Below are 16,641 nucleotides of genomic sequence, written 5' to 3' on the forward strand. Positions count from 1 at the left end.
GTCATTCCTCCTTTACGCCTTACGGACGTTGACCATGAAGGCCTTGGTTTCGGGGATGCCCGTGTTCGGGTCGCCTACGGACGGGGTCAGCAGGTTGGCGGAGTCGCCGCCATCCTTGGGCCAGGTCCAGCCGAAGTGCCAGGGCAGGCCCACCTGATGGACCACGGTGCCCTGGATGGTGAACGGCTTGAGCCGCTTGGTCACGATGGCCTTGGCCCACAGGGAGCCGCGCAGGGAGTCCACGATGACCTTGGTGCCGTTCTCGATGCCGCGCAGTTCGGCCAGTTCCGGGCTCATTTCCACGAAGATCTGCGGCTCGCATTCGGTCAGCCAGTCGCAGTTTCGGGTCATGAGGCCGGTCTGCCAGTGCTCGGTCACGCGGTAGGTGGTGCCGATCAGGGGATACCTGGGATCGCACACGGCCTTTTCCTCGGCGTCGAACTTGAGCGCCGTGGGGTTGTGCAGGGTGCTCGAGAAGGGATGCGACTTCACCGGGCATTCCAGCGGTTCGTAGTATTCCGGGAACGGACCGTCGGCCCGGCCGGGGCCGAACAGCTGGCCGAAGCCGTGCTTGCGCATGATGAACGCGTACTTGGTTCCGGGGGCCCAGCCGCCGTCGGGCACGTCGCCCACCCACTTCTCGCCGTTCCAGGCGATGACCGCCTTCTGCGGGTTGTAGGGGTTGCCCTTGAGGTCAACCGAGGCGCGGTTGTAGAGCACGCGGCGGTTGACGGGCCAGCACCAGGAGAAGTTCGGGTACAGGCCGATGTTGGCCTGCTCCGCGGTCTGGTTGAGGTCGCGGCGGGCGGCCATGTTGCCCTTCTCCGTGTAGGAGTGGCAGTACAGCCAGTTGCCCGAACAGGTGGAGCCGTCGGCCTGCAGGAAGGCGAAGCTGGGAACCTGCTCGCCCTTCTTGTAGAGCTTGTCCTTGATCGTGGTGTCGCGGGTGAAGTGCCCGTTGATCAGCTTGGCCGTCTTGTGGGAGTCGAACACGCCGTCGGTGGCGATGGCGTCCCAGGTCAGCCGGGTGATGGGCTTGGAGTAGACGCCGCCTTCCTTCTCGTACAGGTGGCGGACTTCCTTCATCAGGTCATAGATGAGGTCGCCGTCCGGCTTCTGGCCGTTGGGGGCGTCCGGTCCCTTGTAGCGCCACTGCATCCAGCGGCCGGAGTTGGTGATGGAACCTTCCTTCTCGATGGAGACGGCGCAGGGCAGGAAGAAGACCTCGGTCTTGATCTTGGACGGGTCCATTCCTGGTCCTTCCCAGAACCATCCGGTTTCGTTGGGGAAGATGTTAACGTTCACCAGCCAGTCCAGCTTGGCCATGGCCTGTCTGTTCTTGTTGGCGTTGGCGCCGGAACAGGCGGGGTTCATGCCCCAGGCGAGCAATCCCTTGAACTTGCCCTTGTCCATTTTGTCGAACAGGGTCAGCCAGGAGTATTCCATGGCAGACAGGGAGTCGAGCCGCGGGAGATACTGGTAGGCGTCTTCCGGGGTGTCTTCCTGCCACATGGCCTTGATCAGCGAGGCGGAGTACTTCGGGAAGTTGCCCCACCAGTTGGCGGACTTGGGATCGTGGGAGACCGGCGTGTTGGCCTTGTTGTACGCGGCCAGGTCGGGCTGGGAACCCAGGGGGGTCGCCAGGTAGCCGGGCAGGATGTGGTACAGCAGGCAGTGGTCCGTGGACCCCTGGACGTTGGATTCGCCGCGCAGGGCGTTGACGCCGCCGCCGGCCACGCCGATGTTGCCGAGCAGCAGCTGGATCATGGCCATGGTACGGATGTTCTGCACGCCCACGGTGTGCTGGGTCCAGCCCATGGCGTACATGATGGTCCCGGCCTTGTCAGCCTTGCCGGTGGCCGCGTAGGTCTCGTACAGCTTGACCAGGTCTTCCTTCTTCATGCCCGAGATGTCGGCGACCTTGTCCAGATCATAGCGCTCGTAGTGCTTCTTGAGCAGCTGGTACACGCACTTGGGATCTTTCAGGGTCGGGTCCTTCTTCGGGTTGCCCTCGGCGTCCATGGCAAAGGCCCAGTTGGACTTGTCATAGGTCCGGGTGGACTCGTTGTAGCCGGAGAACAGGCCGTCGTTGAACGAGAACTTGTCGCCGACGATGAAGGAGGCGTTGGTGTAGTTGACCACGTAGTCGTGGAAGATCAGGTCCTTGTCCAGGATGTACTTGATCATGCCGCCGAGCACGGCGATGTCCGCGCCGGAGCGGATGCCCGCGTAGAAGTCGGCCTTGGCCGAGGTCCTGGTGAAACGGGGATCGACGTGGATCAGGGTGGCGCCGTTTTCCTGCGCCTTGGTCACCCACTTGAAGGAAATGGGGTGGTTTTCGGCAGCGTTGCTGCCCATGATGAGAACACAATTGGAGTTCTGGATGTCAATCCAGTGGTTGGTCATCGCACCGCGTCCGAACGACTCTGCCAGAGCCGCAACAGTCGCGCTGTGTCAGATACGTGCCTGGTGCTCTATGTACACCAGGCCGAGGCTGCGGAGCATGGTCTGGTAGGCCCAGCACTCCTCGTTGTCCAATGCGGCGGAGCCCAGGGAGGCGATGCCGTCGCAGCGGTTGACCACCTGGCCCTTGGCGTTCTTCTCGGTCCAGGTCGCGTCGCGGGTGTCCTTGATCCGGCGGGCGATGGTTTCCAGCGCCCAGGACAGGGAGACCTTCTTGAATTTGTTGGAGTAGGGAGCCCGGTACAGGACCGAGTCCGGACGGCGGTCGTTGTCGGCCAGCTGCCAGATGGAGGCGCCCTTGGCGCACAGGGCGCCTTCGTTGATCGGATGGTCGGGGTCGCCCTCGACGTTGATGGCCTTCATGTCCTTGAGGGACGTGTTGACGACCAGGCCGCAGCCCACGGCGCAGTAACAACATACGGTCGTGGTCTGCTTGCTCCATTTCGGGTCCAGGGCCGATGCGTGGTCAGGCAGCGTCGCCGCCTTGGCCTTGCAGCCGAACCCGAGCCCGCCGAACGCCGTGGCCGTTGCCGCGACGGCGGAGAGCTTGAGGAAGTTTCTCCGGTTGGTGTGCATTCTACCTCCTGTGTTGAGTGCGGGTCAGCGCCCGCGGATCTCGCGGCCGAGGGCCACGAGGAGCTTGTAGCCGCCGGACAGTACGGCGGGGCCGCGGACGGTCTCGGCGACGGCGGGTTCCGCGCAGCTCCTGCGGAACACGGGGGCCATCGTCTCGGCCGCCAGACGGACCTCGGTCGCGTTCAACCCCAGCCCCGCGAAGGGCATGGGGCCGGCGGCGGCTCCAGTCGGCAAGTGTTGGTTGTTCATGCGCATGCGCGTGCCTCTCCCATTGCTTTGGTTATCCCCCTTATGATGCATTCGGGGCGAGGCGGCAAAAAATCCCGTCTTGTGGAACTTTTCACACAGGAAAAAACATGTTCATTTTAACAGGATGGCGCTATTGCTGGGCCCACTTTATGTCAATTTTGGCATAAGTCGATTTCCGCCCCACGGTTTGACACCGGCAAAAATCCGCCCAAAAAGGGGTTTTCGGGCCTGAAAAGGACCGGTTCCTCTGGCGGAACCGGGCCTCGGCATGCGCGTCGGGTGCGCCCGTCTAGTCGGTGTCGGGCACCAGGGCGCAGAGGTAGGCGGCCAGGATCTCGGCCAGGGGCTTTTCGCGGTTGTTGAAGCGGAACTCCAGCTCCTTCATGTACAGGGGGAAGCGCTGGCAGGAGATGCCCCGGAACTTCTTGATGCGCGACTGGGCGTATCCCCAGAATTCGTCGTGCACCGCGTCGATGTGCGGGGGCTCGTCGTAGCGGCGGATGACCTCGTAGGGCAGGGAGTCGTTGCCGCAGAACATGAGCGCGTCGTACTCCTTGTAGCGGTCCGTGTAGACCAGGTTGCCCGAGCGGATGAGCTTCAGGTGGAAGTTCATGTGGAAGTGGAACAGGGTCTCGGCCTGGAAGCCGGGCACCAGGTCGATGAAGACCAGGTCGTCGCGGCGCAGGATGCCGTAGACCGGGATGGTGTCCATGCGCATCTCGCGCGGCCCGCCGGTCAGCCGGTTGCCCTTGAGGTAGGAGTCCAGCCCCGTGGCCGGGCTGATCAGCTGCCGGGCGTCCAGGGCGTTGGCCAGGATGGCGAAGCGGATGGCGGTCAGGGCCTTGTAGACCGTGTTGTAGGACAGCCCGAGTTCCTCCTTCATCTGGTGAACCGAGCGCTCCTCCACGAACAGGACGATGAGCCGCAGCCATTCGGCCGGGTTCAGAGCCCCGTTGTTGATCCACCGGCCCGAGAAGGGCTGGAAGGTGTACTTGCAGGCCGCGCAGCGCAGCCGTTCTCCGGACAGGGAGTAGACCTTGCGGTGGCCGCAGCGCGGGCAGAAGGGGTCGCCCGTGGGCCAGGCCAGCTCCAGCAGGTAGTCCCTGGCCTTGTCCTCGTCGTGCAGCAGGGCCTCGAAGGCCGCGCCGTGGTCCGGCGAAACGATGGCCGGCATGATGTGCGAACTGTTCGGCATGACGTCCCGTGGTGCTTCGGGCATGGGCCCCTCCCGCGGTTAGAACCCCCAGGCGGACAGGGTCGCCCGTCGGTATCCCTGGTTCGCGGCCACATAGTCCAGGGCCAGGGAATCCAGGTCGTCCAGGACCGGGAGCGCCACGCGGTCCAGGTTCCGGAAGTCGATGGTCTTGACGTAGCTCTTGCAGGACTCGCAGACGTCCACCCGGAAGCCGGGCTCCTCGTCCACGGTGAAGAAGGTCAGCTTCTTCTGGTCGTCCTCGCCGCAGACCGGGCAGCTGATGCGCTTGATCCGGTAGTGGTGGCGGCAGAATGAACAGGTGGCGTGCCGGAACCCCTCCTTCTGTTCCAGGGAGGAGATGAGCGGCATGGACCCGCAGATGGGGCAGGTGCCCACGGGCTGGACCTTCACCTCGGGCAGCTTTTCGGCGAGCAGCCCGGCCGCGGCCTCCATGGACGGGCCCATGGCCGCCATGACCAGGAAGGGCAGGGTCCGGGGGGCGTCCTGCATGCGCTCGGCCCAGCGGCCGAAAAAGGCGGTGTCGTCGTCCAGGAAGCGGCGGAACAGCTCGTCCGGGGTCAGGTCCCCGGCCTCAAGGGCCTCGGCCACGATCCCGGCGCCTTCGCCCAGGGGACCGCCCGCCTTGCGGACCAGGGCGACGAGCTTGCCGAGCAGGCTCTCGGCCTGGGCCCGGTCAAAGGGAAAATCCTCGCGGTTGATCAGCGAGACGCCCTGGAGCACGGCCTCGGGCGGGGTCAGGGCCTCGTCCGGCGGCAGGACCACCCGGGCTTCGGGCAGGGCGGCCAGTTGCAGGTGCGTGACCTCGTCGAGCAGATCGATGAGTTCGGCGGATATGTAGGACTTCTTTCTCAGCTGGGCGAGCTTGCGGTCGAGCCTGCTCGTTTCAAGGGTCATGTCGCGTTCCATGTTGTTCTCCAAAGTGTTTTCCTATCGTGAAAAACAGTAGGAGTGCGTGACGCATCTTGCCAAAGGTTTTACACTTACTCAAGGTTTTACACCAAACAGTGTCAACCAATTGGAATACATGGAATTAAATTTAACAATTATGCTAAAGTGGACATACTTATTATAGAATGGCTCAATAAAACAGGCGGGTTACAAAGGTCGAAAAAATCATGACCCAAAGCGGGAAGGGGGTCAGAAGCCGATAATCCGGCCGGTGTCGTTGTAGACCCAGAAGCTGTCCGCGCGGATGTTGCCGATGAGGGTGATGCCGGTCTTCCTGGCCAGTTCCACCGAGAAGCTGGTGGCCACGGCCGTGGAGGCCAGGACCGGGACGCCGATGCGGACCACCTTGAGCAGGATTTCCGAGGCCACCCGGCCGGTGGTCACGATGAGCTTGTCGTCCACGGCCACGTCGTCCAGGAAGCACTGGCCGCAGATCATGTCGATGGCGTTGTGCCGTCCGATGTCCTCGCGGAACAGGAGCATCTCGTCCGGGGTGCACAGGGAGGAGTTGTGGCAGCCGCGCGTGGTCTTGTACAGGACCGAGCGCTCGTGCAGCTCCCCGGCCAGGGCCAGGATCTGATCCGGGGTGACGCGCACGTCGCCGCCGACCTTGCGCTTGGAGATGGTCGCCACGTTGCGCCCGAAGTTGGTGCCCTTGCCGCAGCCCGAGGTGATGGACCGCTCCATGACCCGGTCCTTCCACGGGTCGTGGCAGACCTCCACCTCGGCCACCAGCCGGTCGCCCTCGTCGCGCACGGTCAGGTCCGTGAGCTGGGCCGGGCTGGAGATGAAGGCGTCGGACTTGAGAAAGCCCACGGCCAGGTACTCCGGGTACTTGGCCGTGCACAGCAGGGTGACCACCTCGCGCCCGTTGAGCACGATGGTCAGCGGCACCTCCCGGATGGCGCTGATTCTCTTGCGGGTGAACCCCCGCCGGTATTCGTGGACGTCGTATTCGTGTGTTTCCGCGCTCATGGCCGCCTCCGCTCCCTTCCGCCCCCTTCCTATAACCGGGGGGCGGGTTCGGGCAAGCGGACCCATTTTACCCTGACTCTCACACTGGGGCGGGCGGCGCTGACCTTAACAATTCTTGATGGACCGGCCGGTATCCCGGTGACCGGACGCCGCGATAAGGATTATGAACGGTCCGCTCCCGCCCGCCTTCCGCCCACGGGAAGGGGAGACTGTCGTCGGCAGTTGCCGGGGGGCTGGAAGAGAGCGGATTAACCAGGAGATGTCTATGGAAATTCAATCGTTGAGTTCCATGACCGGCATGATGGGAATGCAGGGCGGCATGATGAAGGCGACGGAGAAACCCGATGCCGAACAGATGTCCACCGACTTCCTCGACGCCATGGATTCGGACGGGGACGGCCAGCTCAGCCAGTCGGAGTTCTCCGTGGGCGATGGCGAGACCATCGACGACGAGGCCTTCGACGCCCTGGACACCAACCAGGACGGGTTCGTCTCCCAGGAGGAGCTCGAGGCCGACGCCCAGTCGAAGATCAATTCGATGTCGTCCATGTTCCAGGCCGGGAGCATGTTCTCCGGCATTGAGCAGACCGGCGACAGCGAGCAGTTTCAGCAATTGCTGGACATGATGGGGTCGTCCTCCTCGGACCAGGCGTCCGGGGCCTTGGCCTACGGCCAGATGCAGGACGGTTCCTACGACATGGGTTCGTACGCCTCGGCCCTGAGCCTGAGCGCGTGACCGGTCCCACAGACCTTCCTTAGGGACCTCGGTCCCCGGCCGCCCCTCGCGGGCGGCCGTTTTTTTTACCCCCGAAAGGAGGCGTGAGCGATGATCTACCCGGCCCCCATCCCCCTGGACCGCCTCAAGAGGGTCCTGAGCGTGCTGCGCGACAATCCCGGCCTGCCTCCGGCCGCCCTGGCCGAAGGGCGCGCGTCCGGCCCGGCCCGGTTTGATGCCCGGCTACAGGGCCTCGAGCAGGGAGGTCAGGGTGTCGCCCTGGGCCGTGTAGGTGGCGAGCAGGGCGTCGAGGGCGGCGTACTTGCGCTCCAGTGACGTCTCCAACGCGTCCAACCGTTTCTCCTCATTGTAAATCTGGTTGTCCAGGCTGGTCACGCTCTCCTCGTAGTGGTCGATGAGGATGGTCAGGGAGCCGGTCTCCGCGTTGGTCACCGTGTCCAGGGCGTCGGACAGCTCGCCGATCTTGCCCTGCTTGACCCGGGCCGTGCCCTCGTAGTCGCCGTCCGCGCCCGAGGCGATGGACAGGTAGAGGCCCTTGGCGTCGCCCGAGGTGGCCAGGATGGTCTGGCCGTCTATGGCGGCCTCCTCGCCGTCGATGGTGGCCGAGGTGATCTCGCCGCCCGAGATGGTGTACTTGACCTCGTGCTCACCCGCTCCGGTGACCCCGTCGATGACCGAGATGACCTGGAAGTCCTCGCTGTCCGACTCGCCCTCGGCCCTGGCCGAGAACAGGGAGGCCACGGCCGCGGCGTCCGTGTCCAGGGCGTCCTCCAGCTCATCCTCGTCCAGGAGGAGCTGGCCGTAGGTGTCGGAGTCCTCGTCCGTGTCCGTGTAGAAGCCGATTTGGGACAGGGCGTTGTAGTAGTCGCCGCCGGTCTCCTCGTCGTACCGCGTGAAGCCCAGGGCGGACGATGACAGGATGGACTTGATGTTGTTGTAGACGATGTCCAGGGCGTAGCTGTCCAGGGTGTAGGTCTCGCTGTCGTCGTCCGTGTCCTGCTCCTCGGTGACGCGGCCGGTCAGGATCTGGATGTCCTCGATGATGGCGTTGAGGGACTCCTGGAACTCCAGGATGGTGTCGTACATGTCGTCGGTGTCGTACTCCACCGAGACCTGGAGGGTGTCGCCGTCCGTGGTGTCCTTGAGGTTGAAGGTCAAGCCGTCCACCACGTCGTCGATGGCGTTGGAGTCGCGCTCGATCCAGTCGCCCTCGCCCGGCGGGAAGCCGTCCACCTTGATCTGCGAGTTCTGGCCGGTCTGGGTGTTGACGAAGCCGCCCGCGCTCATGCCGCTCAGGGAGCCCGTGTCCGTGATCGTGATGTTGTTGTCCGCGCCCGCGTCGCAGCTCTTGAGCATCAGGTAGCAGGCGTCGCCGTCGTTCATGATGGAGGCCTCGAACTTGTCGCGGGCGTCCACCGAGCCGTTGATGGTCGTGATCAGCCCCTCCAGGGTGGTCCCGGCGGCCACGTCGATGGTGATGTCCTCGCCGCCGTAGTTCACGGTCAGGGTGGTGGCCTCGTCGGCGATGACCGTGTCCTCGGACTCGTAGGCGGTGTCCATGTTCACCCAGACGTCGTTCAGGGCCAGCTGGTTGACGGAGATGGTGTGGATGCCCGGTTCGGCGTCGCCGTCGGCGTCCACCTCCACCTGGTCGTCGCTGACCTCGGCGACCATGGAGTAGAACTCGTCGGGCTCGTCCATGTCGTCCAGGATGTCGTTGAATTCGTCGATCTCGTCCGAGAGCTGGTCCATGAGGTCGATGAGGTATTCGTACTCCTCCTTCTGGTCCTCGTATTCCTCCAGCTGGTAGCTCTCGGAATCCACGATGGCGTCGATGATCTCGGAGAAGTCCGTGCCGTTGCCGAGCCCCGAGAAGGAGATGTCCCCGGAGGTGGTCAGCGGCTCGTAGGCCTCGACGGTGCTGGAAAGGGAGGAAACGTAGCCCATGACGGCCTCCTAGATGTAGTCGAGCAGGGACATGCTCATGATGCTGGACGAGGTGGACAGGACCGCCTCGTACACGTAGTTGGCCTGCTCCAACTCGACCACGAGCTGGGTGGCGTCCGCGTCCTCGATGGAACTGATGGAGTTGGTGGTCAGCGACTTGACCAGGGAGAGCGAGGTCTGGGTGTAGGTGATCTTGTTCTCCCGCGCGCCGATGTCGGCCGCGCCGGTCTCCACGGTCTCGTGGCAGTCGCCCAGGTCCTCGAGACACTGGGCCACGGCCTCGGAGTCCCCGTTCTGCATGTGGACGATGCAGTCGGACAGGGTCTCGAACAGGTTGGGCGAGCCGTAGGCCTGGCCCGTGGACGGGTCCACGCCCCCGAAGATGTCGCTGCCCACGGAGTTCATGTCCACGGACGTGCTCTCGGAGATGCCCACGGACATGGCCTTGGCACTGCCGGTGTAGACGCAGGCCGGGCGCAGGTAGAAGAGCGAGCCCCCGCCGTCGTCGTCGGCCGCCGTGACGGCCGTGGACGCGGCCAGCTCCACCTGGGCGTCGCCCAGGTCAAGGACCGTGTCGCCCGCGGCCAGGGTGGCCGAGGTCCAGGTGTCGCCGCCGTCCGTGGAGTATTCGTAGTCCAGGGCGTCGGTGCCCACGGTCCCGCTTGACGTGAAGCGCACGGCCACGGTGTCGTCCACCTCGCCGGTCAGGGAGACGAAGTCCGAGGCCGCGAGGGCGTCATTGGACAGGGTCACGCCCAACCCCATCTCGTAGGCGTTGTCCCCGGTGTCGTCCCCGGCGAAGATGGAGTCCGAGCCCACCTGGGTGTTGGCGATGGCGTACAGGGCGTCGAGGTAGCCCTGCATCTCCAGGGCCATCATGTCGAGTTCCTCGTCGGTGTAGGTCTCGGTGGAGGCCTGCTCGGCCAGCTCCAGGGCCGCCGTGATGGTCTCGCTGGCCGTGCCCAGGACGTCGTCGGCCGTGCCCAGGTAGTCCAGGGCCACGCCGCAGTTGTCGATGTACCCGGTCAGGGAGTTGCCGTAGCCGCTGAGTTCGACGATCCTGCCCATGCCCGCCGGGTCGTCCGACGGGCTGTTCACCTGCTTCTGGCTGGCGTTCATGATCGTCAGCTTGGTGACGTCGTTGAGCGCCGAGTTCATCTGGTTGAGGCTGAGCGAGTAGATCTGTGCCGTGCTGATGCGCATGGATGGCTCCTTTGGATCAGACCATGTCCAGGACGGTTTCCATCATTTCCCTGGTCACGCTGATGATCTGTGCGGCGGCCTCGTAGGCCTGCTGGTACTTGGTCAGTTCGATGAGCTCCTCGTCCACGTTGACCTCGGAGGTCGAGGCCTGCTGCTCGTAGAGGTAGTCCACCGAGGTCTGGGCGTAGGTCTGCTGGAGCTCGGCGGCGGACGCGGCCGCGCCCACCGAGGCCACCAGGGAGGCCAGGGCCGAGGTCAGGGTGGTCTCGGTACCGCCCACGGTCACGGTCTGTTCGCCCAATTCGGCCATGATCGAGGCCACCTCGTTGGAGCCCGAGGATGTCAGGCCGTCCTCGCCGACCACGCCGGTGTTGAGGTGCGAGGTGTTCGTGGTCACGTAGTCGTCGATGCCGATGGTCCCGGCGTCGGTGCCGGTGAAGTAGGTGTTCAGGCCCAGCGCGGCCAGGAGCCCGGAGGTGTCGCCCGCGACCTCGAACTCCATGTCCGTGCCCGAGGACAGGATCAGCTGTCCGTCGGTGATGGTGGCGGTCAGCTCCCCGGCGAAGGCCGCGTTGATGTCGGCGGCCACGTCGTCCAGGGAGTCGGTGGCCGGGTCGATGGACAGGATGGCCGTGGTCGAGACGTTGCCGTCCGCGTCGTAGGTGATCAGGGTCAGCTCGCCCGCCTCGATGTTGTCCTCGTAGTGCAGGCCGCTGTTGCTGAGCATGGCCGACGAGTCGTCCACGGAGTAGCTGGCGGTCAGCGACGTGTGGTGTTCGAGCCCCGCGCCCTGGGAGTGGGCCGAGTTGACCTCCCAGATGATGGACTCGGCCAGGTCGTCCAGCCCGGCGATGGTGTCGTAGACCGTATCGTCGCGGACCGTGAACAGACCGGCCAGGCTGCCGCTGGAGGTCCGCCCGGAGACGTTGTCGCCGCTGTCGTCGGTCAGGGGGGTGATGTTCTTCAGGCCGCCGTCGCCGGACTCCCAGTACAGGCCGGACTTGGCCATGACCGTGTAGCGGTCGCCCTCGGCGTGGTCGGCCGTGCCGTCCTCGAACCAGAGGGTGATGCCCTCGATCTCCACCGAGTTGTCCTCGCCGTCGGCGGTGTAGAGCATGACGTCGCCGTTGTCGTCGGTCAGCCAGGTGCTGCCGCCGTCGGTGGAGACCTTGAACTGGGCCGTGCCGTCCGGGCCCGAGGAGACGAACTCGATGAGCAGCTCTTCGCCGGACTCGCCCGAGAAGTTCAGGGTCCCGTCGTAGTCCGAGCCGCGCACCAGGGACTGGGTCACCCCGATGTCCGCGTAGACCAGGTTGTGGGTGTCGGTTCCGTCCACGAGCGAATATCCCTCCTCGGTCAGGATGGTGACCGTGTTGTCGGACTGGTAGAGGACGTCCACGCCGATGAGGGCGTCCAGCTCCCGGATCATCTGGTCGCGGTCGGACACGGCCTGGTTGTCGTCCGGGTTGGCCGCGATGGCCGCGTTGGCCTCGGCGATGTCGCTGATCAACTGGTTGGCCTCGTCCACCTGGTCCTGGATGTCCGCGTTGATGGTCTCGACCATGGTGTCCAGGGTGGAGGAGGTGGAGTTCAGCGCGTAGACCAGGGTCTCGGTGGTGCCGAGCAGGTCCTCGCGGGCGGACAGGGAGTCCGGGTCCGTGACCAGCTCGTTCCAGGCGTCGAAGAACTCCTCCATGACGTCGGACAGGCCGCCGTCGGACTGGTTCAGCAGGGAATCGAGCTGGTCCAGGTAGTCCAGCGCGCTGGACTGGGTGGCCAGGTCGGCCACCGCGTCCAGGTACTGTGCCTCCACGAACTTGTCCCACTCGGACTGGATGGACGTGATGTCCGCGCCCGTGCCCACGGTCAGACCGTTGATGGTGATGGAGCTGCTCGTGTCGTACTCCACCGTGGTGCGCTGGTAGCCGGTGGTGTCCGCATTGGCGATGTTGTTGGACGCGTTGTTGACCGAGACCTGCGCGTTTTGCAGGGACGTCTTCCCGATGTTGTAGAGATTGTTGATCATCGCGTCCTCCGATCAGGTCTTTGACGTCTAGCGCTTCAGGCCGATGGCCGTGGACAGCAGGGTGTCCGCCGTGGTGATGATCTTCGAGTTGGCCTGGTAGGCCGCCTGGATGATGATCAGGTTGGTCAGCTGGGTGGCGGTGTCCACGTTGGACTGCTCCAGGGAGTTGGAGGCGATGGTCCCGAACCCGGCCGAACCCGGCGTGCCGACCAGGGCCTGGCCGGACTCGGTGGTGGCGGAGTAGAGGTTGCCGCCCTCGGAGTAGAGCCCCTGGGTGTTGGTGAAGTCGGCCAGGGCGAAGGTGTACAGCTCCTGGCTCTGGCCGTTGGTGTAGCTACCCTCGATGACGCCGTTCTCGTTGATGGTGATGTCCGTCAGTTCGCCGGGCGCGTAGCCGTCCTGGCTCAGGGTGTAGGTGGCCGAGCTGGAGGTGGTGCTGGTGGTGGCCGCCGTGGACAGGACCCCGGTGTTGAATGAGGGCAGTTCGTCCGGGGTGGTCGCGGCGGTCATGTCGTCCAGGGAGTCGATGCCGCCGGTGGTGTCCCAGCCCGTGCCCGTGGCGAAGTCCGAGTTGGAGAGGCCGAAGTTCATGGACACGGTCTGGTTCTCGTCCGCGCCGGTGAAGTTGCACTCGAACACGGGCAGCCCGTCGTTGTCGAAGTCGGCCAGGACCCAGTTCTCCTCGGCCAGGGGGTCGGTGGTGTCGGTCGGGGTGTCGGACAGGGTGAAGGCGGTCATGGACTGCAGGTCGCCCGAGGTGGAGAAGGTCAGGGTGCCGGTGACCAGCAGGCCCGCCGCGCTGGTGTCGGCCATGTCCGTGCCCTCGAAGTCGCGCATGTCCTCGCTGGCGTCGCAGCAGACCATGTATTCCCAGACGATGGAGCCGTCGTCGGTCTCCACGGGATCGTAGTACACGGTCAGGTCGTGGGACGCGCCGTTCTCGTCGTAGACGGTGATGGTCGTCTGGTAGGCGTAGCGCGAGTCGTCCAGGGCCGGGTCCGCGGTGCCGTCGTAGATCTCGAACAGGGCGGCGTAGGGGTTGGTGGAGGAGGTCGTGTTGTCCGTCTCGGTGGAGTCCAGGTTGACCTGGATGGCGACCTCGCCGGTGGCCTGGGGCGGGGACTGGGAATTGTCGATCTGGATGTCCACCAGCCCGCCGGTGATGGAGCCGTCCTCGGTCTCCCATCCCTGGACGTGGTTGCCGTGGGAGTCCACCAGGTAGCCGTCCGTGTCGAGGGTGAAGCCGCCGTCGCGGGTGTAGTAGGTGTTGCCCGTGTCCGGGTCGACCACGATGTAGAAGCCGTCGCCGTTGATGGCCACGTCCGTGACCGAGTTGGTGGTCTCGTAGGCCCCCTGGGAATAGTCCGTGGTCAGGGAGGAGGTGGTCACGCCGTTGCCCACCTGGCCGAGGGAGCCCCCGGCGTAGACCGTGGAGTAGAACACGTCCTCGAAGGCGATGGACACGGACTTGTAGCCGGTGGTCGTGGAGTTGGCGAGGTTGTTGCTGACCACAGAAGTCGCCTGGCTCTGGGCCTGGAGGCCGGAAATGCCGGTATACATGGAACCGCTGATGCTCATGATGTCGCTCCTTGCTGGATTCGGTCGGGGTTACTGGGTGGCGTAGGTCACGTCGGCCAGGTACACGGTCCGGCCGTCATCGAGGGTCAGGACGACGCCGTCGTCGGAATTGCTCACGCCGGTCACGGTGCCGGTGGTCGAGGTCGAGCAGCTCACCTCGTCGCCGTCTTCGTCGGTGGCCGTGGCCAGGACGTAGTAGTTGCCGTCATCGGCCTCGTCGCCGTTGTAGTCGGTGCCGTCCCAGGCGAAGGACACGGTTCCCGCTTCAAGCCCGGTGAAGGTCTGGGTGTCCACGATGGACCCGCTGGTGTCGTAGATGTTCACGACCAGCTCGGCCGCGTCGTCGTCCAGGGTCAGGTACAGGGAGGAGACGTCGTCCCCGTCCTTGTTGATGGTGTAGCCGTCGGCCTCCACCTCCTTGCCCAGGTAGTCGAGTCCGGAGGAGATTCCCTGAGCGTCGAGGGCGTCGGTCAGGGTGTCCATCTTCTCGTTCATCTCGGTGAGCTGTTCGAGCTGGGAATACTGGGTCATCTGATCGACCATCTGGGTGTTGTCCACGGGCTCGGTGGGGTCCTGGTACTCGAGCTCGGTGCACAGCAGGGTGATGAAGTCGTCCGAGGTCAGCGACGTGGCGCTCTCGGTGGTCGTGGTCGTGTCGGTGTACGACGCGAGCAGGGACTCGTAGTAGCTGGTGGTGTCGATGCTCATGAGACCTTCCTCCTTTCGGACGGCTCCGGCTCGTCGGTTTCGGCCAGGGGGGCGGAGGCGCCGTAGTGGATGCGCAGCCGGTCGAGGGCCTGGAACTTGATGCTGCGGACCGTGCGCGAGGTGATGCCGAGCTTCTGAGCGATCTCGCAGGCGATCAGTCCGTCCCGGTAGTAGAGGGTGACGACCTCGGCCTGGCGGTCGGTCAGCACGCCCGCGGGCAGGCTGAACAGGTTGGCGTCGAGGCCGCCCTCGGAGCTGCTCTGGGGGGCGTCGGTGAGCACGGACTCCATCCAGCGCAGCTTCTTTCTGTAGTAGTCGATGGCGGTGGTGCGGCAGATGATGTTGAGCCAGGTGATGAAGGAGCACTTCTCGTCGTTGTAGCGGGAGATATAGTCGTTCTTGAAAATCTTCAGGGCGATTTCCTGGTATATATCATCTATCTCCGCACTCTGGAGGTTGATACTCCTGGACTTCACAAAGTTTATGATGAGCTTATATATGAGTCTGGAATGTTCACTGAACAGACGGTCATATGATATCTCGTCATATCGTTTCTGGATTTCCATTACTGTGCTGCTCATTTTTAACCTCCTGCATTCCAGTTGAGCAATGCAGGTGCCGACCAACATCAAGTTGGATTAAAGTCGTATCGATTTTTCTTTGAGCGACATTCACGTGAAATAAAGATTTCCGGTTCGACGGGGCAGATCGCCTGAGAAATTGAAGAAAATTTAAGGTTGATTCGTGGGGAAAGGGGCGCGGGGCGGCCCGGACCGGGCGCGTGGCGGGGGAGGGGAGATTTTTTCCTTCTCATGCGTGAAAAGTGCAACCGTCCGGGGATGCCGGACGATAGTACCATTGAGGGCCGGTCCCTAAGGGGACCGGCCCACGGTTGGAGAAGGTGCGGACTAGCCGCCGATGAGCGACAGGGCCATCTGCGGGAGCGAATTGGCCTGCGAGAGCATCGCCACGGCAGATTGGGTAATGATCTGCTCCTTGGTGTACTCGGTCATCTCGGTGGCGACATCCACATCGGAGATGCGGGACTCCGAGGCCTGAAGGTTCTCGGCCTGGATTTCGAGGTTGGAGATGGTGGCCGTCAGACGGTTCTGCATGGCGCCGAGGTTGGCCCGGACATTGTCCTTGGACTCGATGGCGTCGTTCAGGGCGTCCAGGGCGGCCTGGGCGGCCGCCTGGGTGGAGACCACCGCGCCCGCCTTGTCCACGCCCGCCGCCAGGCCCACGCCCAGGGCGGAGGCCGTGCAGTTGGCGATGGTCACGTCGTACTTGTCCTCCGCGGCGTCGTTGCCCGTGCCGAAGTGGATGGTCACGCCGTCGGCGGAGAGGTTGCCGTTGAGCAGGTAGATACCGTTGAAGTCCGTGGCGTTGGCGATACGGGTGATCTCCGAGGCCATGGCCTGGTATTCGGAGTCGATGATCAGCCGCTGGGCGTCCGTGTAGGTACCGGTGGCGGCCTGCTCGGCCAGTTCCTTCATGCGGATGAGCTTTTCATCGATGACGGACAGCGCGCCGTCGGCGGTCTCGATCATGGAGATGCCGTCGTTGGCGTTGCGGATGCCCTGGTTGAGGGTGGAGATGTCCGAGCGCATGAGCTCGCGGACGGCCAGGCCGGCGGCGTCGTCGGCCGAGGAGTTGACGCGAAGGCCCGAGGACAGGCGTTCCGTGGACGTGCTCAGCGCGCTGTAGGCGCCGTTCAGGTTACGGGCGGCGGCACTTGCCATAAGGTTGTTGTTAACTACGAGAGCCATGATTCCTCCTTGAATGGTTATGCTTCCATGCATTTTCTCCGTCACGATGATCGGAGAACCAAAATTGCCCATGTATACGAAACGGACAGGGGCAAACGTTCATGGAGGAAAAATATGCCGGGCAAAGATTCGGCGGCCGGCGGCGGTTTGCTGAATGTAAAACTGAGGTTTCTTAATGTTCTTAACATTAATTGATTCGGATTTTATATCATAATTTCTTCTGAATCTTTATGATGCATTCAAAAGG

At 63.9% G+C, this 16,641-nt stretch carries 13 protein-coding genes; 1 reads left to right on the forward strand and 12 read right to left on the reverse strand.

What is annotated here, in order from left to right:
- Positions 1–12 precede the first annotated feature (12 nt).
- The 5 genes from fdnG to fdhD all read right to left on the reverse strand — a co-directional run bounded on the left by fdnG (position 13) and on the right by fdhD (position 6,427).
- A complete protein-coding gene (fdnG, locus tag DND132_RS15370) occupies positions 13–3,039 on the reverse strand; it encodes a formate dehydrogenase-N subunit alpha (protein ID WP_014323681.1) in 3,027 nt (1,008 codons plus the stop codon).
- 24 nt (positions 3,040–3,063) lie between these two features.
- The gene (locus DND132_RS15380; protein ID WP_014323682.1) at positions 3,064–3,294 is read right to left on the reverse strand and encodes a hypothetical protein; all 231 of its coding nucleotides are present in this window, start codon (positions 3,292–3,294) and stop codon (positions 3,064–3,066) included.
- A 283-nt stretch (positions 3,295–3,577) separates the two neighbouring features.
- On the reverse strand, positions 3,578–4,462 hold the full coding sequence (locus tag DND132_RS15385) for a transposase (protein ID WP_050814024.1): 885 nt from the start codon (positions 4,460–4,462) through the stop codon (positions 3,578–3,580).
- Between the two features lie 60 nt (positions 4,463–4,522).
- Positions 4,523–5,410, reverse strand: coding sequence for a formate dehydrogenase accessory protein FdhE (locus DND132_RS15390; protein WP_014323684.1), 888 nt, complete (start codon positions 5,408–5,410; stop codon positions 4,523–4,525).
- 231 nt (positions 5,411–5,641) lie between these two features.
- Positions 5,642–6,427, reverse strand: a complete 786-nt coding sequence (gene fdhD / locus DND132_RS15395; RefSeq protein WP_014323685.1) for a formate dehydrogenase accessory sulfurtransferase FdhD — start codon at positions 6,425–6,427, stop codon at positions 5,642–5,644.
- Between the two features lie 265 nt (positions 6,428–6,692).
- Between fdhD and DND132_RS17845 the strand changes: the two genes are divergently transcribed.
- A complete protein-coding gene (locus DND132_RS17845) occupies positions 6,693–7,163 on the forward strand; it encodes an EF-hand domain-containing protein (protein WP_014323686.1) in 471 nt (156 codons plus the stop codon).
- Between the two features lie 222 nt (positions 7,164–7,385).
- Here DND132_RS17845 and fliD read toward each other — a convergent pair whose 3' ends face one another.
- The 7 genes from fliD to DND132_RS15435 all read right to left on the reverse strand — a co-directional run bounded on the left by fliD (position 7,386) and on the right by DND132_RS15435 (position 16,394).
- Positions 7,386–9,110: a flagellar filament capping protein FliD gene (fliD, locus tag DND132_RS15405; protein WP_014323687.1), complete on the reverse strand. Its 1,725-nt coding sequence runs from the start codon at positions 9,108–9,110 to the stop codon at positions 7,386–7,388.
- A gap of 9 nt (positions 9,111–9,119) precedes the next feature.
- Positions 9,120–10,313, reverse strand: a complete 1,194-nt coding sequence (locus DND132_RS15410; RefSeq protein WP_014323688.1) for a flagellin N-terminal helical domain-containing protein — start codon at positions 10,311–10,313, stop codon at positions 9,120–9,122.
- A gap of 16 nt (positions 10,314–10,329) precedes the next feature.
- A complete protein-coding gene (gene flgK / locus DND132_RS15415; protein WP_014323689.1) occupies positions 10,330–12,339 on the reverse strand; it encodes a flagellar hook-associated protein FlgK in 2,010 nt (669 codons plus the stop codon).
- Between the two features lie 27 nt (positions 12,340–12,366).
- On the reverse strand, positions 12,367–13,917 hold the full coding sequence (locus DND132_RS15420; RefSeq protein ID WP_014323690.1) for a flagellar hook protein FlgE: 1,551 nt from the start codon (positions 13,915–13,917) through the stop codon (positions 12,367–12,369).
- A 30-nt stretch (positions 13,918–13,947) separates the two neighbouring features.
- Positions 13,948–14,625: a flagellar hook assembly protein FlgD gene (locus DND132_RS15425; RefSeq protein ID WP_014323691.1), complete on the reverse strand. Its 678-nt coding sequence runs from the start codon at positions 14,623–14,625 to the stop codon at positions 13,948–13,950.
- Complete coding sequence (locus DND132_RS15430) at positions 14,622–15,206, reverse strand: RNA polymerase sigma factor (RefSeq protein ID WP_014323692.1); 585 nt, start codon at positions 15,204–15,206, stop codon at positions 14,622–14,624. Before DND132_RS15430 ends, DND132_RS15425 begins: the two co-directional genes overlap by 4 nt.
- A gap of 327 nt (positions 15,207–15,533) precedes the next feature.
- Positions 15,534–16,394, reverse strand: a complete 861-nt coding sequence (locus DND132_RS15435) for a flagellin N-terminal helical domain-containing protein (protein WP_014323693.1) — start codon at positions 16,392–16,394, stop codon at positions 15,534–15,536.
- Positions 16,395–16,641: the final 247 nt, after the last annotated feature.

The sequence above is a fragment of the Pseudodesulfovibrio mercurii genome, from assembly GCF_000189295.2.
Taxonomy (GTDB): Bacteria; Desulfobacterota; Desulfovibrionia; order Desulfovibrionales; family Desulfovibrionaceae; genus Pseudodesulfovibrio; species Pseudodesulfovibrio mercurii.